Here is a 21,698-nt window from a genome sequence, read left to right on the forward strand (position 1 = left end):
AAAAAAGCCCCTGCGCAGGCAGGGGCTGGTTTGTATTACTCGGTGAATCAGGCTTTTGCCAGCTCCGCTTCCGGGCGCTTCAGCACCGCGTAAGTCAGGCCCGCCACCAGCGTACCGGCAACGATAGAGAGCAGGTAGCCAACCACCGGCGTAATCGCGCCCGGGATCAGCAGCACGAACAGGCCGCCGTGCGGTGCCATCAGTTTGGCGCCAATCCACATGGAGAGCGCACCGGTCAGCGCGCCGCCGACGATGCAGCAGGGCAGCACGCGCATCGGGTCACGGGCGGCGAACGGAATCGCGCCTTCAGAGATAAAGCACAGGCCGAGAACCAGCGCCGCTTTGCCGCCCTCCTGCTGACCCTTGTTGAACTTACGACGCGCAACCAGCGTTGCCACACCCATCGCCAGCGGTGGCACCATACCGGCCGCCATAATCGCCGCCATCGGCGCATAGGTCTGCGAGCTCAGCAGGCCGACGCCGAAGGCGTAAGCCACTTTGTTCACCGGGCCACCCATATCGGTACACATCATGCCGCCCAGCACCGCGCCCAGCAGCACCGCGTTGGCGGTACCCATGTTCGCCAGCCAGCTGGTCAGGCCGGCCATAATGCCCGCCACCGGTTTACCCACCACGTAAATCATCAGCAGGCCGGTAATCAGGCTGGCGACCAGCGGGATGATCAGGATCGGCTTCAGCGCTTCCATACTGGTCGGCAGTTTGACCTTCTGGCTTAAGAACTTCGCCGCATAACCGGCGATAAAGCCGGCGATAATGCCGCCAAGGAAGCCGGCGTTGATGCTGGTGGCGATCATGCCGCCAATCAGGCCCGGGGTCAGACCCGGACGGTCGGCGATCGAGAAGGCGATAAAGCCCGCCAGCACCGGGACCATCAGCGCGAAGGCGCTGCCGCCACCGATCTGCATTAACGCGGCGGCCAGCGTACCCTGCTCTTTAAAGGCGGTGATACCAAAGGCGAACGACAGCGCGATGCTCAGGCCCCCTGCCACCACCATCGGCAGCATGTAAGACACGCCGGTCAGCAGGTGACGGTAGGCACCGGCCTTCTCTTTCTTATCATCACCTGCGGCGGCCTGCTGGCCACCCGCAGGCTGGTAAGGTTTGGCTTCCGCCACCGCTTTATCCAGCTCCTGCGCGGTTTTCTTCAGCGCCAGGCCGGTAGACGTACGGTACATCGGCTTACCGGCGAATTTCGCCAGGTCCACTTCAATATCGGCCGCGACGATCACCAGATCCGCCGCCGCCACTTCTTCTGCGGTAATTGCGTTACCGGCACCCACGGAACCACGGGTCTCCACCTTCACCCACCAGCCGCGTTTTTTCGCTTCGGTGTCGATAGCTTCCGCCGCCATAAAGGTGTGCGCCACGCCGGTCGGACAGGCGGTTACCGCCACAATACGTTTCGGGCCGTTGCCCGCCGCCGCCACCGGTGCAGCCGCAGCAACCGCCGGGGCCTGGTAAGGCTGTGCATCGGTCTGCGCCTGCGCCAGCACCGCAGCCGGCTGGCTAAGCAGCTGCTGGATGTCGGCGAGGTAAATGGCTTTGCCGTTCAGCGTCGCGTCGGCCGGAATGTTTTTCCCGGCCACGATGATGCGATCGGCCTCTGCCGGGTTATCGGTCAGCGTCACGCCGGCGCTGGCCGCCGCGGCGGTGGTGATGTTTTTTGCCAGATGTCCGGTTGCCAGCCCCAGCGAAGAATCTATTATCAGCAGCGTTTTCATTATGGGTCTCCTGCTGTCAGGAATTGAAAGGTTTCAGGTCGACGCGCGCCATCATTGCGGCCAACTGGGTACGATCGGTAACGCCCACATTGCTCTGGCTGACGGCCATCGCCGCCACTGCCGTCGCCAGGCGCAGCGTGTGCTCGCTCGATTCACGCATCAGCAGGCCATAAATCAGGCCGCCAACCATGGAATCGCCGGCACCCACGGTGCTGACCACGTCACAGGCAGGGGGTTTGGCAATCCATTCCCCTGAAGCATTGACCCACAGTGCGCCTTCAGCGCCCAGCGAGATCACCACGTGGGCGATACCCTGCTCACGCAGCGCATGTGCTGCTTCAATCACATCTTGTAATGTCGGTAGTTTGCGGCCGGCCCAGATCTCCAGCTCGCGACGGTTCGGTTTCACCAGCCACGGCGCGGCTTTCAGGCCCGCTACCAGCGCTTCGCGGCTGCTGTCAAAAATGATGCACGGGCAGTGGCTGCGCAGCTGACGCATCCACTCGGTGAACGCGTCCGGATCGACGCCGGCCGGCAGGCTGCCGCTGACGCAGACCATATCGAACTGGCCCAGCCAGGTCAGCGAGTCGGTGGTAAAGCGCTCCCAGTCCTGCCCGGTGACTTCAAAGCCGGAGAAGTTCAGGTCGGTGACGTCACCGCCCTGCTCGGTCAGCTTAACGTTGATGCGGGTACGGCCTTCCACCACCTGAAAGCGGTTGGCAATGCCCAGGTCGCTGAACAGGTGCTGGAAGCCGTCCTGGTTCTCTTTACCGAGGAAACCGCCGACGGTGACGTCGATGCCTAAATCTTTCAGCACTTTGGCAACGTTAATACCCTTACCGGCCGCGTGCAGCCCGGTGGTTTTCACCAGGTTGACTTCACCGCGTTCGATTTCCGGAATATAGCCGACCAGATCGTAAGCCGGGTTCAGCGTAATGGTGGCAACGCGTCTGCTCATTGTGCCCCCTCGCCCAGACCGGATGCGATGGCTTCGCCTACTGCATCCAGCGCCGCACGGGCATCTTCACCGCTGGCGGTGAAGCGCAGGCGATGGCCTTTTTTCACGCCCAGCGCCACCACCTTCATCAGGCTGCGGCCGTTGGCCGGCTTGCCGCTGCCGTCGAGGTTGGTGACGGTTACGTCGCAGTTAAACTGCTTGATCACGCTGACCAGCGCGGTGCCCGGACGGGCGTGCAGGCCGTGCTCGTTGCGGATCACAAACTCTTCGGTCAGCAGTTCGGCCTGCTCATCCACTATGCTGGTCAGCAGCGCGAGGATGCCGGCGGCGTCGGCCTGCAGCAGGCGATCGGCCTTCTGTGCAATCAGCAGGTCGCTCAGGTAGTTCAGCACGTGCAGCGGCTGGTCGTCGGCAACCGCCACGGTGACCAGCAGCGCGGCTTTCTCACCGTCAACCTCAAAGGCGTTCGCCGCGCGGGCAATCGCCACGCCGCTGGCGAGGTTGCCGACGGCGCTGTCGTTCAGCCAGATGCCCTGGCCAAGGTTCAGCGGCTTAGCGCCAATCACGCTGCTGACGAAGGCCGCGTCCACCGCGCCCGCCTGCTGCAGACGGCCGGCGTTCAGCGCCTGCAGGGTGATCAGATCGCCCGCCGCAACGTCGGTGGTAATCAGCGAAGCGTCAAATTTAAATTCGGCGGCCTGCTTTTCGCCCATCAGCAGCGCGCGCAGGGTTTCCGCCGAGTCGGTGCTTTTCAGCTGCTCTGCCACGCTGTCATCGCTCAGCACGTGGGTCAGCTGACGCAGCAGCGCCAGGTGTTCGTCAGATTTGGCGGCGATGCCGATCACCACATAGGCGGTCTGATCGTCACCCCAGGCGATGCCCTGCGGAAACTGGAACACCTGCACGCCGGTGTTCAGCACCAGGTCGCGGGTGTCGGTGGTGCCGTGCGGAATGGCAATACCGTTACCGAGGTAGGTTGAGGTCTGCTGCTCGCGCGCCAGCATACCGTTTACGTAGCCTTCGCCGACGTTACCGGCGGCGGTCAACGCGGCGGCGACCTGACGGATGGCATCCTGTTTGTCGGCCGCCTGCGCGCCGGGCTTGATAGCACTCACTTCTAACTGGAACATGGAACCCTCGCTGCTGAATTTGAATCGTTTCAGCTTATCTGAGAATAAAAGCGTTATCACCGTGTCTGGGATGCCGCAGGAGTAACGCTGAAACGTTTCAAGAAGTGTGGTCCCGACAGCCCGTTTTGTGCAAGATTTACCGCGTTTCATATAGCAGATTTTTGACGCTCCGCACATTTTTAGCTAAAACCAGCGCGGATTAATCCGGTGAAAACGACGGCCGGCTGACGCGATGCTGAACGCGATAGCCGATCCCGCTACCGGCGCTGACGCTGTTCAGCCTTTTGTGCAAAAAGTGCTTAAACCGGCATAGCTTATGCAACATCCGTGAAAGCGCTTTTTGATCGGCGGCAACAGGCGTAAAATTTGGCCGTTTTTATTCCTCTGACCGGTTCCCCTGACTATGCCTGTACCTTTAGCTTCCCCGCGCGCCCTGCTGCCCGACGGTAAATCGCTGGCGTTTCTGCTCGTCGCCTTCGTTTCCGGGCTGGCGGGCGCGCTGCAAACGCCAACCCTCAGCCTGTTCCTCAGCAGCGAGGTGCACGCCAGGCCGTTTATGGTCGGGCTGTTCTTCACCGTCAACGCGGTGATCGGTATCGTGGTCAGCCAGCTGCTGGGCCGCTACTCGGACAGTAAGGGCGATCGTAAAACGCTGATCTTCGTCTGCTGCCTGCTCGGTGCGCTGGCCTCAATGCTGTTTGCCTGGAACCGTAACTACTTTGTGCTGATGATCGTCGGCGTGTTTCTGGCCAGCTTCGGCAGCAGCGCCACCTCGCAGATGTTTGCGCTGGCGCGCGAGCACGCCGATAAAACCGGCCGCGAAAGCACCATGTTCAGCTCGGTGATGCGCGCGCAGATCTCGCTGGCGTGGATCTTCGGGCCGCCGCTGGCCTTCAGCCTGGCGCTGGGCTACGGCTTCCGCTCAATGTATCTGGTGGCCGCCGTGGCCTTTGCGCTCTGCGCGGTGGTGGTGCATACCATGCTGCCGTCGATGCAGAAAACCACGGTGACCACCGCCAGCGCGCCGCTGCAGGCACCGCGCCGCAACCGCCGCGCCACGCTGGTGCTGTTCCTCGCCAGTACGCTGATGTGGTCAAGCAACGGGCTGTACCTGATCGTGATGCCGCTGTACGTGGTCAACGATCTGCAGCTGCCGGAAAAGCTGGCGGGGATTATGATGGGGCTGGCGGCCGGGCTGGAGATCCCGGTAATGCTGTTCGCCGGGCTGGTGGCAAAGCGCTTTGGCAAACGGCCGCTGATGCTGATTGCCGCCGGGGCCGGGCTGCTGTTCTACGCCGGCACTCTGCTGTTCTCCAGCGAGCTGGCGATGCTGCTGCTGCAGATCCCCAACGCGGTGTTTATCGGGGTGATCGCCGCCATCGGCATGATCTACTTCCAGGATCTGATGCCCGGCCAGGCCGGGGCAGCCACCACGCTGTTTACCAACTCGACGCGGATGGGCTGGATCGTCGGCGGTTCGCTGGCCGGCCTGGTCGCCGAGGTGTGGAGCTACCACTCGGTGTTCTGGTTTGCGCTGGTGATGATGACGGCGTCGGTGCTGTGCCTGCTGCGGGTGCCAGAGCCTGGCGATCGACGGTAAACGGCTCAGGGCGCCGTAGCCGCTTCCAGATCCAGCAGCCAGACCAGCGCCGCCGCGCGGCTGCTGCCGCACATTTCGCGGTCGGGCTGCAGGCCAGCACAGACGGGCGGGCGCAGCGGCGAGCCAAAGATTTTACAGCGCTGGCGCTCGTCCAGCTGGATGCAGGGGGTATTGGCCGGCTTGCCGTGCGGCATCCCCGGGATCGGCGATGAAATCGAGGGCGCGGTGCAGCAGGCCCCACAGTCAATGCGACACTCCATCTTCCATCCTTTATGCCGGGTGAGTGCGTGCACGATGCCCGCTTGCCCCCCTTAAAAAACGCGACAATAGCAGCAAGCCCGGCCAAATACTATCTTTGCGCCGCGGGGAAGGGGTGCCCGTTTTACGGCGATAAAATTTTCACGCAGCGGTACAGCAGACGCTTGCCTGGCGGGCTTTCCGCGAGTAACGTGTCGCGACAAATTATCCCGTTCAGCCAGTCGAGATCTGTGAAATGCCAAGAGCAAACGAAATCAAAAAAGGTATGGCCATCAGCTATAACGGTAAGCTGCTGCTGGTTAAGGATATTGATGTGCAGAGCCCGAGCGCGCGCGGCGCCTCCACGCTGTACAAAATGCGCTTCACCGACGTGCGCACCGGCCTGAAGGTGGAAGAGCGCTTTAAGGGCGACGATATCCTCGACACCATCTCCCTCAGCCGCCGCCAGGTCACCTTCTCCTATATTGACGGTGACGAGTACGTGTTTATGGATGATGAAGATTTCACCCCGTACAACTTTAAGCAGGAGCAGATCGCCGACGAGCTGCTGTTTCTGCCGGAAGGCGGCATTCCGGGCATTCAGGTGCTGACCATGGACGGCCAGGTGCTAGCGCTGGAGCTGCCGCAGACCGTGGATATGGAAATTGTGGAAACCACGCCGGGCATCAAAGGCGCATCCGCCAGCGCACGAACCAAACCGGCCACCATGAGCACCGGGCTGGTAGTGCAGGTGCCGGAATACCTGAGCAACGGCGATAAAATCCGTATCCATATCCCCGAGCGCCGCTATATGAGCCGCGCCGACTAGTTATCGTCACCGGCAGGCCGCTGGTTTGTGTGCCGGGTTGCCGGGTTGCCGGGTTGCCGGGTTGCCGTGCAGAGTGGCGCATCGGCTGAGTGTTAAAGCCAGCGCGTAAAGGCCGTTTTAGGGGGGCGATGTCCGGTGACATCGCCCTTTTTGTTATGTTATAACAAAAGTAATATTCACCACGATTAAGGACGTAATGATGACCCGGGTTAACCTGATCACCGGTTTTTTAGGCAGCGGCAAAACCACCACCCTGCGCCACCTGCTGGCCAGCAAGCCGGAAGGTGAAAAGTGGGCGGTGCTGGTTAACGAGTTCGGTGAGATCGGCATCGACGGTGCCCTGCTGGCGGAGAGCGGCGCGGTGCTGAAAGAGATCCCCGGCGGCTGCATGTGCTGCGTTAACGGGCTGCCGATGCAGGTCGGGCTGAATACGCTGCTGAAGCAGGTGAAGCCGGACCGGCTGCTGATCGAGCCGACCGGGCTGGGCCACCCGAAGCAGATCCTTGAAATGCTGACGGCCGATGTCTACCAGCCGTGGATCGACCTGCGCGCCACGCTGTGCCTGCTCGACCCGCGCCAGCTGGCCGACCCTAAGGTGGTGGCCAACGAGAACTTCCGTGACCAGCTGGCCGCCGCCGACGTTATCGTCGCCAGCAAGGCTGACCGCTGGGATGACGCCTGCCGCAGCGCCCTGCAGCAGTGGCAGCAGCAGGCCGGTGGCGATCGTCCGCTGCTCAGCGTGCAGCACGGCGCGGTGGATATCGCCCTGCTGGATACGCCGCGACGCAATCTGCAGCCGCTGCCGCAGCCGGAACATCATCACCCGCACGCAGCGCCCCGTTCGCCGCTGGCCGGAATGAAGCTGGACGCTGCGGCGCGCTGGCGGCGGGCGCTGAACCAGGGCCAGGGCTACTTTGCGGCGGGCTGGGTGTTTGACGGCGATACGGTGTTTGACACCATCGGCCTGCTGGAGTGGGCGCGGCTGGCACCTGTGTCACGGGTGAAGGGCGTACTGCGCATTGCGGAAGGCGCGGTGAGCATCAATCGCCAGGGCAACGACTTCCATATTGAGACCCGCGCCGCCGAGCCGCTGGACAGCCGCATCGAACTGATCCACGAGCAGCAGGCCGACTGGAATACTTTACAAACCGCTTTGTTGAAACTTCGTTTACACTCTGGGGCATAACCTGTGCGGCGCATTCCGCTCTACTTGATAAAGCCCCTGAAAAAAACATGACTTCAAAACGCCTGATACTGATTCTGCTGCTTAACGCCCTCGGCCTTGCGCTGTTCTTCTCGTGGTACCTGCCGGCCGGCCACGGCCAGTGGTTTGCCCTCGACAAGGCCATTTTCTACGGCTTTAACGACCACCTGGTGACCAGCAAACCGCTGCTGTGGCTGGTGGCGGTGACCAACTTCCGCGCTTTTGACGGCGTCTCGCTGCTGGCGATGGGCGCGCTGTACCTCTCTTTCTGGCTGAAAGAGACGCCGCAGGGCCGCCGCCGCATGCTGGCGATCGGCATCACCATGCTGATCACCGCCGTGGGCCTCAACCAGCTGGGCCACCTGATCCCGGTCTCCCACCCCAGCCCAACCCGATACTTCCCCGGCGTACACCACGTTGCGGAACTGACCGGTATTCCAACCAAGGATGCCTCGGCGGACAGCTTCCCCGGCGATCACGGCATGATGCTGATGATCTTTGCCTGCTTTATGCTGCGCTACTTCACCCGCCGCGCCTTCGCTATTGCGGTGGCGATCGTGCTGGTGTTTGCGCTGCCACGGGTGATGATCGGTGCCCACTGGTTTACCGATATTGCCGTCGGATCGCTCTCAATCGTGCTGGTCGGCATGAGCTGGTGGCTGCTCACCCCGGCCAGTGATTTTCTGGTCAACGTACTTAACCGCAATTTACCGGGGAAATATAAACCGGTCGCATAATCGGGCTATTAGTTCGTCACATCGCTGTAACAGGGGGGACGTATATTCGCGTCCCCCTTTTTCGTTTACGGCGTTAATGAGGATGCTTACCGGATATGATTAAGAGGATTTTGTTATATTTAGCCACTGCGGGCAGGGACCGGTAACTCGTTGTTGTCTAGCCGGATTATTCCTAATCTGACCGGGTGACCCGTTGACCGGCGCGATTTCGGGCGTTTTCTGTCTGGTACGGCCAGCAGATTGTCGAGAATATCGCCAATGCGTTATCCGGGATTTGACATCACAAAAAGCAATCAAAAACTCCTTAAAAATCCCTCGCCATGCGGCATCTAATGGGGTAATCTCGAATTCGATTAGGCAGGATGGCTAGAATATTTCAGGAATTTTACATTTTAAACTGTGCACAGTGCCACATTTTAAGCTTTCCGGAATTGTCTTACCGCACGGCGCTAATTACTCTCGTTTCGTTTCGTATTTTAACTAACGACGCCGTCGTTAAGGACCTCAAGGGATTACACGAACAATGGTCAAGTCTCAACCTTTCCTGAGATATATCCTGCGGGCCATCCCCGCCGTCGCCCTGGCGACACTGATGTCAGCATGCAGTTCGAACAGCGGACACCAAGTACAAACTGATACTCATGCAGTTAAGGACCAGAGTGGTTTTTTACTGCAAGCGTCTCAGGATGAATTCGAACAGATGGTGCAAAACGTGGACGTGAAGTCCCGTCTGATGGAGCAGTACGCCGACTGGAAAGGCGTGCGCTACCGTCTTGGCGGCACCAACAAACGCGGCGTTGACTGCTCTGCCTTCGTGCAGAACACCTTCCGTGAGCAGTTTGGTCTGGAACTGCCGCGCTCAACCTACGAGCAGGAAGACAGCGGTAAGAGCATTCAGCGCACCAAGCTGCGCCCGGGTGACTTAGTGATGTTCCGCGCCGGCTCTACCGGTCGCCACGTGGGCATCTATATCGGTAATGATAACTTTGTTCACGCCTCTACCAGCAGCGGCGTTACCATTTCCAGCCTGAATGAATCCTACTGGAAAAACCGTTACCGCGACGCGCGCCGGGTGATCAGCCGAACGCAGGGCTGACCTTCCCTGAGGTCCGCGAAAACGAGAGTAAAAAAACGCCGCTTGCGGCGTTTTTTATTGCCTGAAAAACAGCTAAAAGTTCCAATAATTAGAAGAAGATAGAGACAGCAGCCGCCCAACCGTTATATTCTGCTCCCTCACCAGAGAACGCAGTTTGCATTGATAAATAATAAAAAAACGGCTAAACGAGAGAACTTCCATGCCACTAGCAAAAACCTTCTCGCGGCACGTCAGCCATCCGCGCAGAATCATCTTTTTGAGTGCCAGCGCGGGATTGATTTTTTTTCTGTTGTTTATCAGTATCAGCCTCACCCTGAGCATGAAGCGTCATGCCGCCAGCCATGACCGGCTGGCCGTCTATACACAACGCTACCTCAGCAACGTGTTCAGCGACCTGCAAAGCACGCTGGAACCGCTGCAGGCCGCCACGCTGGTCAGCTGCGAACAGGTGCGCGCAGACCTGACGCAGCGCGCGGCGTTTGCCGCCAATATTCGCGCTATCCTGCTGGTGAAAAACGATATCGCCTTCTGCTCCTCCGCCACCGGGCCGATGTCGCTCTCCATCCATCAAATTTCGCCGTTTACCGACGCCAGCCAGAGCCGCGACATTCGCCTGATCGCCGGCACGCCGATGGTGCGCAAACAGCCGGCGCTGGTGCTGTGGCTGGCCAACAACAGCCGTGCCGACAGCGGCATCTTCACCACGCTGAATATCGATCTGACCCCCTACCTGCTGCTGACCTCACGTCAGCAGGAGATCAGCGGCATGGCCATCGCCGCCGGAGGCCAGGCGCTGACCACCTGGAATGAGCGGGTGATCGACCGCAGCGCCCTGCCCGACCATCCGCTGCGCACGGTAGCGGTGCCCGGCTATCCGCTAACGCTCTACCTGTACGGTGACAGCATGCCGCAGCGCGAAATCCATCTGATCCTGCTAAGCGGCCTGCTGATTGGCGTGGTGATCGGCTGCGCCTGCTACCTGCTGTTAATGCTGCGCCTGCGGCCGGGCAAAGAGATCCTGCTCGGCATCAAGCGCGGCGAGTTCCACGTTGAGTACCAGCCGGTGGTTGACGCACAGACCGGCCAGCCCTATGGCGTTGAGGCGCTGATGCGCTGGACCCACCCCACCGAGGGGCGCATCCCGCCGGATGCCTTTATCAGCTATGCCGAAGGGCAGAACCTGATCGTGCCGCTGACCCGCCACCTGTTCAGCCTGATCGCCCGCGACGCTCACCAGCTGCGCGACACCTTGCCGGTCGGCACCCGGCTGGGCGTTAACCTGTCACCGCTGCATCTCAGCCACCCGACCTTCCGCCACGACGTAAACCGCTGGCTGGCGGCGATGCCGGAGGGACATTTCGTACCGATATTTGAAATTACCGAGCGGGCGATGATGTCGGGTAAAGAGGCGGACGATAACTTCGAGTGGATGCGACAGCAGCAGATCCGCATCGCCATCGATGACTTCGGCACCGGCCACAGCGCGCTGATCTACCTTGAAAAATTCCAGTTCGACTACCTGAAGATCGACCGCGGCTTTGTGCAGAGCATCGGTATGGAAACCGTCAATACCCCGGTGCTGGATACGGTGCTGGCGCTGGCGAAAAAGCTTAACCTGAATACGGTGGCGGAAGGCGTCGAGACCGCCGAGCAGGCGCTGTGGCTGATCAACCGCGGCGTCACCCATATGCAGGGCTACCTGTTCAGCCGCCCGTGCAAAGTGCCGCTGCTGGTGGCGTACTACCAGAACGCCGCACGGCCAGCCGGGGCAGCGTGCGCAACGGCTGACGGGAACTGTTAAAGCCGCCTGATTACCTTTACTATTAACGTTTAATTCCGAGGAGCCCGCAGGCCTATGATTGCGCGTCTTGTTGCCTTTGCTCTGTTCAGCCTGTCTGCGGCCGCTGTTCAGGCAGAAAAGATTACCGAGAGCTACAGCTTCGCCCAGCAGGGCACGCCGAAATATGCCGCCGGCTTCAGCCATTACGACTACGCCAACCCCGCCGCGCCAAAAGGCGGCAGCATTACGCTGTCGGCCATTGGCACCTACGACAACTTTAACCGCTATGCCATGCGCGGCAGCCCGGGTGCCGACACCGAGTCGATGTACGATCCGCTGTTTACCTCTTCCGATGATGAGCCGGGCAGCCTCTACCCGCTGGTCGCGGAGTTCGCCCGCTACCCGGACAACTATCGTTGGGTCGAAGTCAGCATTAACCCCAGGGCCCGCTTCCAGGACGGCACGCCGATCATCGCAGAAGACGCGGCCTTTACCTTCAATATGTTTATGACCCAGGGCGTGCCGCAGTACCGGGTGTATTACAAAGGGGTGACGGCCAAAGCCATTTCACGGCTGACGGTGCGCTTTGATCTGCCGCAGTCGGATCGTGACAGGATGATCTCGCTGCTCTCCTCGCCGGTGTTTCCGAAAGCGTACTGGCAGAGCCGTAAGCTGAGCGATCCCCTGCCCCACCCGCCGCTGGCCAGCGGCCCTTACCGCATCACCGCCTATAAAGTGGGTCAGTCGATTACCTATTCACGGGTGAAAGATTACTGGGCGGCCGATCTGCCGGTCAACAAAGGGCGCTACAACTTCGACACTATCCGCTACGACTACTATCTGGATGATAACGTCGCCTTCGAAGCCTTTAAGGCCGGAGCATTTGATTTCCGTACCGAAGGGTCAGCCAAAAAATGGGCTACCCAGTATCGCGGCAGCAACTTCGACCAGGGTTACATTGTTAAACAACAGGTGCCGAATACCGTCGCCACCGCCACCCAGTGGCTGGCGTTCAATGTGCAGAAACCTCAATTTTCCGACCGCCGGGTGCGCGAAGCGCTGTCGCTGCTTTTTGACTTTGAGTGGATGAACAAAGCGCTGTTTTATAACGCCTATCAGCGTGTCGACAGCTACTTCCAGAATACCGACTATGCCGCCCGGGGCTACCCGGATGCCAGAGAGCTTGCGATCCTCGCCCCGCTGAAAGGGCAGTATCCGCAGGAGGTGATCGACCAGATCTACCAGCCGCCGGTATCCAACGGCAGCGGCTACGACCGCGGCAAGCTGCTGCAGGCGCTGACGCTGCTGAAACAGGCGGGCTGGGAGCTGAAAAATCAGCAGCTGGTCAACGTGAAAAGCGGCCAGCCGTTCAGCTTTGAGCTGCTGCTGCGCAGCGGCGGCAACGATCAGTGGGTGCTGCCGTTTAAGCATAATCTGGCGCGGATCGGCATCACCCTTAACGTGCGCCAGGTGGACAGCTCGCAGTATCTGGCCCGCCTGCGCAGCCGCGATTTCGATATGCTGCCGTCGCCCTATCAGGCGTATGCCTTCCCCGATACCAACCTGCAGATCAGCTGGGCCAGCCAGTATATCGACTCCTCGTACAACCGGCCGGGGGTCAGCAGCCCGCTGATCGATAACCTGGTCGAACAGATCGTGCAGCATCAGGGCGATGAACAGGCGCTGCTGCCGCTCGGCCGGGTGCTGGATCGCGTACTGCTGTGGAATTACTACATGATCCCGATGTGGTACAGCGCCAATAACCGTTACGCGTACTGGAACAAATTCTCGATGCCCGCCACCCGCCCCACCTACTCGCTGGGCTTTGATAACTGGTGGTACGATGTCAACAAAGCCGCCCGCCTGCCGGCGCAGCGTCGTTAAGGAGCCAGACCTTGGGTGCATACATTGTCCGCCGTTTGCTGCTGATTATTCCCACCCTGTGGGCGATCATCACCATTAACTTTTTTATCGTACAGATAGCGCCGGGTGGCCCGGTGGATCAGGCGATTGCGAATATCCAGTTCGGCCAGACCACCGGCCTGCCGGGGGCGGCCGGAGAAGGCAGCGCCCACGGGCGCAGCACGCTCAGCAGCAGCCCAGGCGAAGGCCAGTACCGCGGCTCACGCGGGCTGGACCCGGAAGTGATCGCCGAGATCACCCACCGCTACGGCTTCGATAAACCGCTGCACGAGCGCTACTTCACCATGCTGTGGAACTATATGCGCTTTGACTTTGGCGACAGCCTGTTCCGCAGCAGCTCGGTGATTGCGCTGATTAAAGAGAGCCTGCCGGTGTCGGTAACGCTCGGTTTATGGAGCACGCTGATTATCTACCTGGTGTCGATCCCGCTGGGAATTAAGAAGGCGGTGCGCAACGGCAGCGCCTTTGATACCTGGAGCAGCACGCTGATCATTATCGGCTACGCCATTCCTTCATTCCTGTTCGGCATCATGCTGATCGTGCTGTTCGCCGGCGGCAGCTACCTCGACTGGTTCCCGCTGCGCGGGCTGGTATCGCCGCAGTTTGACAGCCTGCCGTGGTACGGCAAAGTCACCGACTACCTGTGGCACATCAGCCTGCCGGTGCTGGCGACGGTGATCGGCGGCTTCGCCACCCTGACCATGCTGACTAAAAACTCGTTTATGGATGAGATCCGCAAACAGTACGTGGTCACCGCCCGCGCCAAAGGGCTGGATGAGAACAAAATCCTCTATCGTCACGTGTTCCGCAACGCCATGCTGCTGGTGATCGCCGGCTTTCCGGCCACCTTTATCAGCATGTTCTTTACCGGCTCGCTGCTGATCGAGGTGATGTTCTCGCTCAACGGCCTCGGCCTGCTGGGCTACGACGCCACCATTCAGCGCGACTACCCGGTGATGTTCGGCACCCTGTATATCTTCACCCTGATTGGCCTGCTGCTGAACATCGTCAGCGATATCACCTACACGCTGGTCGATCCGCGCATTGATTTTGAGGGACGCTGATGAGCCGCTTAAACCCGATTAACCAGGCGCGCTGGGCGCGATTCCGCCATAACCGCCGCGGCTACTGGTCGCTGTGGATCTTCGCCGTGCTGTTTATCCTCTGCCTCTTTGCTGAGCTGCTGGCTAACGACAAGCCGCTGATCGTCCACTACCAGGACCGCACTTACTTCCCGCTGCTGGTCAACTATAACGAAACCGACTTCGGCGGCGAGCTGCCGACGCCGGCCGACTACCAGGACCCGTGGCTGCAGGCGCGGCTGGCCAGCAACGGCTGGGCGCTGTGGGCACCGATCCGCTTCGGCGACGACACCATCAACTTCGCCACCACCCAGCCGTTCCCGTCGCCGCCGTCGGCGCAGAACTGGCTGGGCACCGACGCCAACGGCGGCGACGTGCTGTCGCGCATCCTCTACGGCACGCGCATTTCGCTGCTGTTCGGCCTGATGCTGACGCTGTTTTCCAGCGTCATCGGCATCGTCGCCGGCGCGGTGCAGGGCTACTTTGGCGGCAGGGTCGACCTGTGGGGGCAGCGGATTATAGAAGTCTGGTCCGGCATGCCGACGCTGTTCCTGATTATCCTGCTCTCCAGCGTGATCCAGCCCGGCTTCTGGTGGCTGCTGGCGATCACCGTGCTGTTCGGCTGGATGAGCCTGGTCGGGGTGGTGCGCGCCGAGTTTCTGCGCACCCGCAACTTCGACTATATCCGCGCCGCGCAGGCGATGGGGGTCAGCGACTGGGGCATAATGTCGCGCCATATGCTGCCCAACGCGATGGTCGCCACCCTGACCTACCTGCCGTTTATTCTCTGCGGTTCGATCACCACCCTCACCTCGCTGGACTTCCTCGGCTTCGGCCTGCCGCTCGGTTCGCCGTCGCTGGGGGAGCTGCTGCTGCAGGGCAAAAACAACCTGCAGGCGCCGTGGCTCGGCCTGACCGCCTTCTTCTCGCTGGCGATCCTGCTGTCGCTGTTAATCTTTATTGGTGAAGCCGTGCGCGACGCCTTCGACCCAAGCAAGGCGGTCTGATATGGCACTTCTCTCTGTTAAAGACTTAAGCATTGCGTTCCGCCAGGGCGGCCAGCAGCGGGTGGTGGTCGAGGGCATGTCGCTGTCGCTGGAGGCCGGCGAGACGCTGGCGCTGGTCGGCGAGTCCGGTTCCGGCAAAAGCGTCACCGCGCTGTCGGTGATGCGCCTGCTGCCGACGCCGCCGGTGGTCTACCCGCAGGGCGAGATCCTGTTTGACGGCCAGAGCGTGCTGCAGGCCGACGAACGGACGATGCGCGGCCTGCGCGGCAACCGCATGGCGATGATCTTCCAGGAGCCGATGGTATCGCTCAACCCGCTGCACAGCATCGAAAAGCAGCTGTATGAGGTGCTGTCGCTGCACCGCGGCATGCGCAGCCAGGCGGCGCGCGCCGAAATGCTTAGCTGCCTTGACCGGGTCGGCATCCGCAACGCCGCCGGCCGGCTGAACGACTTCCCGCACCAGCTCTCCGGCGGCGAGCGCCAGCGCGTGATGATCGCCATGGCGCTGCTGACCCGCCCGCAGCTGCTGATCGCCGATGAGCCGACCACCGCGCTGGACGTCACGGTGCAGGCGCAGATTATCAGCCTGCTGCACGAGCTGAAGCAGGAGATGAATATGGGGCTGCTGTTTATCACCCATAACCTGAACATCGTTAAGAAGCTGGCCGATAACGTCACGGTGATGCGCGAAGGCAGGGCGGTGGAGGTCAACGGCACCGCCGCGTTATTCAGCAACCCGCAGCATCCTTACACCCAGCAGCTGCTCAACGCCGAGCCGCAGGGCCGCCCGCAGCCGGTGGCCGCCGGCGTCGCGCCGCTGCTGCGGGTCAGCGACCTGCAGGTCGCCTTCCCGCTGAAAAAAGGGCTGATGCGCCGCACGGTGGGTTACCACCATGCGCTGAAGTCGCTGAGCTTCAGCCTGCGCCCCGGCGAGAGCCTCGGCCTGGTCGGCGAATCCGGCTCCGGTAAAAGCACCACCGGCCTGGCGCTGCTGCGGCTGATCGCCTCAAAAGGCGAAATCTGGTTTGATAACCAGCCGCTGCACCAGTGGAGCCGCCGGCAGATGCTGCCGGTGCGCCCGCAGATCCAGGTGGTGTTCCAGGATCCGAACTCGGCGCTCAACCCGCGCCTCAACGTACAGCAGATTATCGCCGAAGGGCTGCGGGTGCATCACCCGGAGCTGGACGCGGCAGCGCGCGACGCGCGGGTGGTGGCGGTGATGCAGGAGGTGGGGCTGGATCCTGAGACCCGCCAGCGCTACCCGGCGGAGTTCTCCGGCGGCCAGCGCCAGCGCATCGCCATCGCCCGCGCGCTGGTGCTGAAGCCCCGGCTGATCATTCTGGATGAGCCGACCTCCTCCCTCGACCGTTCGGTGCAGAAGCAGATCCTCAGCCTGCTGACGCGCCTGCAGCTTGAGCACGGGCTGGCCTACCTGTTTATCAGCCACGATCTGCAGGTGGTGCGGGCGCTGTGTCATCAGGTGGTGGTGCTGCGTCAGGGCGAGGTGGTGGAACAGGGCGAAAGCGAGAGCGTGTTCAGCGCGCCGCGTGAAGAGTATACCCGACAGCTGCTGGCGCTGGCCTGAGGTGCGGGCCAGACCCGGTGCCGGTTGAGCGTCAGCGTCGATGGCGGAACAACGTCAGGCCCGGTGCCCGTTAAGCATACGCGTCGATGGCGAAATAACGTCAGGCCCGGTGCCCGTTAAGCAGCAGCGTCGATGCCGGAACAACGTCAGGTTCAGCGGCAGGTAAACGAAAGAGGACGGCAACGGGGAGGTTAAGCTGCGCAGGTCAGTGGGTATAAGGCTCGGCGATGCCGACGCCGAAGTTTTTCAGCCGGCAGGTGGTGGTGCACTCATCCTGGCGGCAGACAAACAGGCACGGCTCCCCTTCCCACTCGACCACCGCGCACTCCAGCTCGATGCCGGCCAGCGCCTGCTGAATCGACTGCATAATATCCCAGGCGGAGGCCCCCTGATGGCTGAGCAGGCGCAGGCCGATCAGGTCGGCGTCTTCCGGCGGCCGGTTACACGCCTGGGCCACCACGCATTTTCCCTGCGCACCGGCACACCAGCGGTAGCTTTGCGGTAAACGATGTACCACAGAATGTTCCAGCGTATTCAAGCGGCGTTCCCCAGAGTGATTTTCAACAATAATTTCACAAATATTTTACAAGGTAAATCATCCGTTACCGGAATCAAGCCAACCTTCTGATTTTAATTGGAATTAAATGTTGAAGGAGATTTCTTACGGCATGGATGGTGCGTTTCGCGGTTTTTTTTTGAGAGCTGCCTCTCATTTATTCGTTATAAATACCGCGACTCTCGCCCGATGACAACCGTTTTCGCCATATTTTGTTACTTTTAGCGGGTTTGATTTTTACAAAAAATCAACAAACGCCAGGGCCACGCTGGCCACGGCGTCTGATTACGCGGCGCGCGCCGCCGGGCGGGAGGCCCAGCTAAACAGCAGCACCGACAGCGTGGCGCAGATAAAGATCGCCCCGACCATCGGCCAGGCGCTGGTAAAGGAGAGAGTCGACAGCAGCGCACCGGCCAGCGCGCCGACGCCAAAGCGCAGGGTGCCCGCCAGCGATGACGCGGTGCCGGCGATATGCGGAAACTCGTCGAGGATCACCGCCATGGCGTTAGACGACACCATCGCCACGCAGCCGATAAACATCGCCACGCCAAACACCAGCGCCAGGAAACCGAGATCAAGCGCGCAGACCACCACCAGCCACAGCGCCATCGAGAACTGCACCAGCAGACCAAAGCGGAACATCACCAGCGGGCCAAAGCGGCGCACGCAGCGGCTGTTCAGCAGCGTCATCAGGAACAGGAACACCACGTTCAGCGCGAAGTAGTAGCCGAAATCCTGCGGGGAAATATGGTTCAGCTCGATGTAGACGAACGGCCCGGCGTTGAGAAACGAGAACAGCCCGGCAAACGAACAGCCGCTGGCCAGCATATAGCTGAACACCCGCCGGTTGCGGAACAGCGTCAGAAAGTTGCCCAGCGTGGTGCGCAGGCTGAAGCGCTGCCGCCGCTCTCTGGGCAGCGTCTCTTTGATCTGGGTCACCACCAGCAGCGTGGTCACCACCGCCGCCGCCGAGATGGTCCAGAAAATCGCGTGCCAGCTCCACAGCAGCAGCAGCCAGCCGCCGACGATCGGCGCCAGCAGCGGGGCGACGGTGGTCACCAGCATCACGAACGACATCATGCGCGAAAACTCCTCTTTCGAGTAGCTGTCGCGCATCAGCGCGCTGATCACCACGCTGCCCGCCGCGGCCGACAGGCCGTGCAGAAAGCGCATGTTAATCAGCTGCTCGATGCTGTTGGAGAGCGCACAGGCCGCCGCCGCCAGCGCAAAGATCAGCGTGCCGGCGGCGATCACCGGCTTGCGGCCAAAGCTGTCGGCCAGCGGACCGTAAATCAGCTGCCCGAGGGCAAAACCGAGGATATAGGCGTTGAGCGTCATCTGCACGCTGCCCGCCGACACGCCATACTCGCGGGCGATCTGCGGCAGCGCCGGCAGGTACATATCGATCGACAGCGGCATCAGCATCGCCAGCAGGCCGAGGATCACCACCAGCCCCACCGACGAGTTTTTTGCCGGCTCCGGCAGCGTCTCTTTCATCAGCGAGGCAACCCGACGCTGGCGATCTCGTCTGCCGTCAGCGCACGGTATTCGCCCTCCTGCAGGGAGGCATCCAGCGCAATCGCGCCAATGCGCTCGCGGTGCAGCTCCACCACCCGGTTCCCCACCGCGGCGAACATGCGTTTCACCTGGTGATAGCGCCCTTCGCTGATGGTCAGCCGCACCACGTGGTCGCTGACCTGTTCAAGGCTGGCCGGTCGGGTAAGCGTTTTTTCGTTATGCAGCTGCACGCCTTCGGCAAACTGGCGTTCGGTGTCGTCGGACAGCGGCTGCTCCAGCGTCACCAGATAGGTTTTTTCACATTCGTGGCGCGGCGAGGTGATGCGGTGCGACCACTGGCCGTCATCGGTCATCAGCACCAGCCCGGTGGTGTCGATATCCAGCCGTCCGGCCGCGTGCAGCTTGTACGCGGTGGGTTCATGCAGGAAATAGAGCACCGTCGGGTGGTCCGGGTCGTCGGTGGAGCAGACGTAGCCCACCGGCTTGTTCAGCATAAAGTAGCGCGGGCCGTGCTGCTGCTGCAGCGGATTGCCGTCATAGGCTACTTCACTGTCTGCAGGTACTTTAAACGCGCTGTCGCGTACCACTTCACCGTCAATGGTGACGCTGCTGGCGCGGATCAGTCGCGCGGCGATAGCGCGGCTGACTTCCAGCTGCTGGGAAATAAATTTATCAAGTCGCATTAACTCTGCACTGCCTGTTATTGGAATCTGAACCGGACGAATATCGTCTGATGAGGTGTAAGCGTTCTGCTTATCCGGGGAAACAACAGTATAGCCTGACTCGCCGCTCAGGCACAGGGGGTAACCTGCCCTCTGTGTGGATTCGTGGCATAATAGGCCAAACCTGCGCAAATTGAGTGTTCATGTCTTTTACGTTACGCCCCTATCAACAGGAGGCGGTGGATGCCACCATCGCCTACTTCCGCCGCTCGGCCGAGCCGGCGGTCATCGTGCTGCCTACCGGGGCCGGTAAAAGCCTGGTGATCGCCGAGCTGGCCCGCGTGGCGCGCGGCCGGGTGCTGGTGCTGGCCCACGTCAAAGAGCTGGTGGCGCAGAACCACGCGAAATATCAGGCCTACGGCCTGCAGGCGGATATTTTCGCCGCCGGCCTGCAGCGCAAAGAGAGCCAGGCGAAAGTGGTGTTTGGCAGCGTGCAGTCGGTGGCGCGCAACCTGGCCGCGTTTGACGCCGAATTTTCACTGCTGATCGTCGACGAGTGCCACCGCATCAGCGACGCCGACGACAGCCAGTACCAGCAGATCCTCGGCCATCTCAGAGCGCGCAACCCGCAGCTGCGCCTGCTGGGGCTGACCGCCACCCCCTACCGGCTGGGTAAAGGCTGGATCTACCAGTTTCACTATCACGGCATGGTGCGCGGCAGCGAGCTGGCGCTGTTCCGCGACTGCATCTACGAGCTGCCGCTGCGCTATATGATTAAACACGGCTTCCTGGTACCGCCGGAGCGGCTGGATATGCCGGTGGTGCAGTACGACTTCAGCCGCCTGCAGGCGCAGGAGAACGGCCTGTTCAGCGAAGCCGACCTCAACCGCGAGCTGAAGCAGCAGCAGCGCATCACGCCGCACATCATTGCGCAGATCGTCGAATTCGCCCAGCAGCGCCAGGGGGTGATGATCTTCGCCGCCACCGTGGAGCACGCCCGCGAGGTGCTCGGCCTGCTGCCGGAGAGTAAAGCGCTGATCAGCGCAGGAACTCCGGGGCCGGAGCGCGATGCGCTGATTAGCGCCTTTAAGGCGCGCGAGCTGCGCTACCTGGTCAACGTGGCGGTGCTGACCACCGGCTTTGACGCGCCGCACGTCGACCTGATCGCTATCCTGCGCCCTACCGAGTCGGTCAGCCTCTATCAGCAGATCGTCGGCCGCGGCCTGCGCTTAAGCCCCGGCAAACAGGACTGCCTGATCCTCGACTACGCCGGCAATCCGCACGACCTGTTTACCCCGGAGGTCGGCGCGCCCAAGGGCAAAAGCGACAACCAGCCGGTGCAGGTGTTCTGCCCCGGCTGCGGTTTCGCCAACACCTTCTGGGGCAAAACCACCACAGACGGTACGATTATTGAGCACTTCGGCCGCCGCTGTCAGGGAGTGCTGGAGGATGATGACGGCCACCGCGAACAGTGCGACTACCGCTTCCGTTTCAAAAACTGCCCGCACTGCAACGCGGAGAACGACATCGCCGCCCGCCGCTGTCGCGAGTGCGACGCGGTGCTGGTTGACCCGGACGATATGCTGAAGGCGGCGCTGAAGCTGAAGGACGCGCTGGTGCTGCGCTGTGCGGCGATGCAGCTTGAAGCCGGACGCGACGAGCACGGCGAGTGGCTGAAGGCGCGCTACTTTGACGAAGAGGCCACCGAGGTCAGCGAACGCTTCCGGCTGAAAAGCCCGGCGCAGCGTACCGCCTTCGAACAGCTGTTTCTGCGTCCGCACCAGCGCGCGCCGGGGGTACCGCTCGGCTGGCAGACGGCGGCGGATATCGTCGCCCTGCAACCCCTGCTGCGCCACCCGGACTTTGTGGTGGCGCGCAAACAGCGCCACTTCTGGCAGGTGCGCGAAAAGGTGTTCGACTATCAGGGGCGCTATCGCCGTGCGAATGAGTTGCGTTAAAGCGACCGGCGTGATGTCAGCCAGTGAGCGCAGCAACAGGCAACCCTCACCCACCGCGCCGCAGATATCCCGTCAGTACAGGGTATTAAGGCGG

Annotated in this window: 18 protein-coding genes; 11 read left to right on the forward strand and 7 right to left on the reverse strand. The window is 61.4% G+C overall.

What is annotated here, in order from left to right; all coding sequences use genetic code 11:
• Positions 1-47: 47 nt before the first annotated feature.
• Genes fruA through fruB form a run of 3 tightly spaced genes read right to left on the reverse strand, consistent with a single transcriptional unit; the run spans position 48 to position 3,830 of the window.
• Positions 48-1,742, reverse strand: coding sequence for a PTS fructose transporter subunit IIBC (fruA, locus tag ASF13_RS05520; RefSeq protein WP_056233401.1), 1,695 nt, complete (start codon positions 1,740-1,742; stop codon positions 48-50).
• Between the two features lie 16 nt (positions 1,743-1,758).
• Positions 1,759-2,700 (reverse strand): 1-phosphofructokinase, encoded by a 942-nt coding sequence (gene fruK / locus ASF13_RS05525; RefSeq protein WP_056233404.1) that lies wholly within the window; start codon positions 2,698-2,700, stop codon positions 1,759-1,761.
• The gene (gene fruB, locus ASF13_RS05530) at positions 2,697-3,830 is read right to left on the reverse strand and encodes a fused PTS fructose transporter subunit IIA/HPr protein (protein WP_056233406.1); all 1,134 of its coding nucleotides are present in this window, start codon (positions 3,828-3,830) and stop codon (positions 2,697-2,699) included. The genes fruK and fruB overlap by 4 nt, the downstream gene beginning before the upstream one ends.
• 403 nt (positions 3,831-4,233) lie before the next feature.
• On the opposite strand from fruB, the gene ASF13_RS05535 reads away from it, so the two are divergent.
• The gene (locus ASF13_RS05535; RefSeq protein WP_056233407.1) at positions 4,234-5,430 is read left to right on the forward strand and encodes a sugar efflux transporter; all 1,197 of its coding nucleotides are present in this window, start codon (positions 4,234-4,236) and stop codon (positions 5,428-5,430) included.
• Positions 5,431-5,435: 5 nt separating this feature from the next.
• On the opposite strand, the gene ASF13_RS05540 is transcribed toward ASF13_RS05535, so the two are convergent.
• Positions 5,436-5,690, reverse strand: coding sequence for a YkgJ family cysteine cluster protein (locus ASF13_RS05540; protein WP_056233409.1), 255 nt, complete (start codon positions 5,688-5,690; stop codon positions 5,436-5,438).
• A gap of 233 nt (positions 5,691-5,923) precedes the next feature.
• Here ASF13_RS05540 and yeiP point away from each other — a divergent pair, with 233 nt between their 5' ends.
• The 9 genes from yeiP to yejF all read left to right on the forward strand — a co-directional run bounded on the left by yeiP (position 5,924) and on the right by yejF (position 16,910).
• On the forward strand, positions 5,924-6,496 hold the full coding sequence (yeiP, locus tag ASF13_RS05545) for an elongation factor P-like protein YeiP (RefSeq protein WP_056233411.1): 573 nt from the start codon (positions 5,924-5,926) through the stop codon (positions 6,494-6,496).
• Between the two features lie 199 nt (positions 6,497-6,695).
• The gene (locus tag ASF13_RS05550; protein ID WP_056233413.1) at positions 6,696-7,682 is read left to right on the forward strand and encodes a GTP-binding protein; all 987 of its coding nucleotides are present in this window, start codon (positions 6,696-6,698) and stop codon (positions 7,680-7,682) included.
• 47 nt (positions 7,683-7,729) lie between these two features.
• The gene (locus ASF13_RS05555) at positions 7,730-8,437 is read left to right on the forward strand and encodes a phosphatase PAP2 family protein (RefSeq protein ID WP_056233415.1); all 708 of its coding nucleotides are present in this window, start codon (positions 7,730-7,732) and stop codon (positions 8,435-8,437) included.
• Positions 8,438-8,960: 523 nt separating this feature from the next.
• Positions 8,961-9,533, forward strand: a complete 573-nt coding sequence (gene mepS, locus ASF13_RS05560) for a bifunctional murein DD-endopeptidase/murein LD-carboxypeptidase (RefSeq protein WP_072166294.1) — start codon at positions 8,961-8,963, stop codon at positions 9,531-9,533.
• A gap of 199 nt (positions 9,534-9,732) precedes the next feature.
• On the forward strand, positions 9,733-11,334 hold the full coding sequence (locus ASF13_RS05565; RefSeq protein WP_056233419.1) for a cyclic di-GMP phosphodiesterase: 1,602 nt from the start codon (positions 9,733-9,735) through the stop codon (positions 11,332-11,334).
• A 54-nt stretch (positions 11,335-11,388) separates the two neighbouring features.
• Positions 11,389-13,197 carry an extracellular solute-binding protein gene (locus tag ASF13_RS05570; RefSeq protein ID WP_056233421.1) on the forward strand — a complete coding sequence of 603 codons (1,809 nt, stop codon included), beginning with the start codon at positions 11,389-11,391 and terminating at the stop codon, positions 13,195-13,197.
• An 11-nt stretch (positions 13,198-13,208) separates the two neighbouring features.
• Complete coding sequence (locus tag ASF13_RS05575) at positions 13,209-14,300, forward strand: microcin C ABC transporter permease YejB (protein ID WP_056233423.1); 1,092 nt, start codon at positions 13,209-13,211, stop codon at positions 14,298-14,300.
• On the forward strand, positions 14,300-15,325 hold the full coding sequence (locus ASF13_RS05580) for a microcin C ABC transporter permease (RefSeq protein ID WP_056233425.1): 1,026 nt from the start codon (positions 14,300-14,302) through the stop codon (positions 15,323-15,325). Before ASF13_RS05575 ends, ASF13_RS05580 begins: the two co-directional genes overlap by 1 nt.
• Before the next feature lies 1 nt (position 15,326).
• On the forward strand, positions 15,327-16,910 hold the full coding sequence (yejF, locus tag ASF13_RS05585; protein ID WP_056233427.1) for a microcin C ABC transporter ATP-binding protein YejF: 1,584 nt from the start codon (positions 15,327-15,329) through the stop codon (positions 16,908-16,910).
• 205 nt (positions 16,911-17,115) lie between these two features.
• On the opposite strand, the gene ASF13_RS05590 is transcribed toward yejF, so the two are convergent.
• The 3 genes from ASF13_RS05590 to rsuA form a co-directional block, all read right to left on the reverse strand.
• On the reverse strand, positions 17,116-17,448 hold the full coding sequence (locus tag ASF13_RS05590; protein ID WP_056233429.1) for a YejG family protein: 333 nt from the start codon (positions 17,446-17,448) through the stop codon (positions 17,116-17,118).
• 303 nt (positions 17,449-17,751) lie between these two features.
• Positions 17,752-18,963: a Bcr/CflA family multidrug efflux MFS transporter gene (locus tag ASF13_RS05595; RefSeq protein WP_056233431.1), complete on the reverse strand. Its 1,212-nt coding sequence runs from the start codon at positions 18,961-18,963 to the stop codon at positions 17,752-17,754.
• Positions 18,963-19,667 (reverse strand): 16S rRNA pseudouridine(516) synthase RsuA, encoded by a 705-nt coding sequence (gene rsuA / locus ASF13_RS05600; protein WP_056233433.1) that lies wholly within the window; start codon positions 19,665-19,667, stop codon positions 18,963-18,965. The genes ASF13_RS05595 and rsuA overlap by 1 nt, the downstream gene beginning before the upstream one ends.
• Positions 19,668-19,849: 182 nt before the next feature.
• On the opposite strand from rsuA, the gene ASF13_RS05605 reads away from it, so the two are divergent.
• Positions 19,850-21,604, forward strand: coding sequence for a DEAD/DEAH box helicase (locus ASF13_RS05605; protein ID WP_056233435.1), 1,755 nt, complete (start codon positions 19,850-19,852; stop codon positions 21,602-21,604).
• Positions 21,605-21,698: the final 94 nt, after the last annotated feature.

The organism is Erwinia sp. Leaf53, from assembly GCF_001422605.1.
In the GTDB taxonomy this organism is placed as follows: Bacteria; Pseudomonadota; Gammaproteobacteria; order Enterobacterales; family Enterobacteriaceae; genus Erwinia.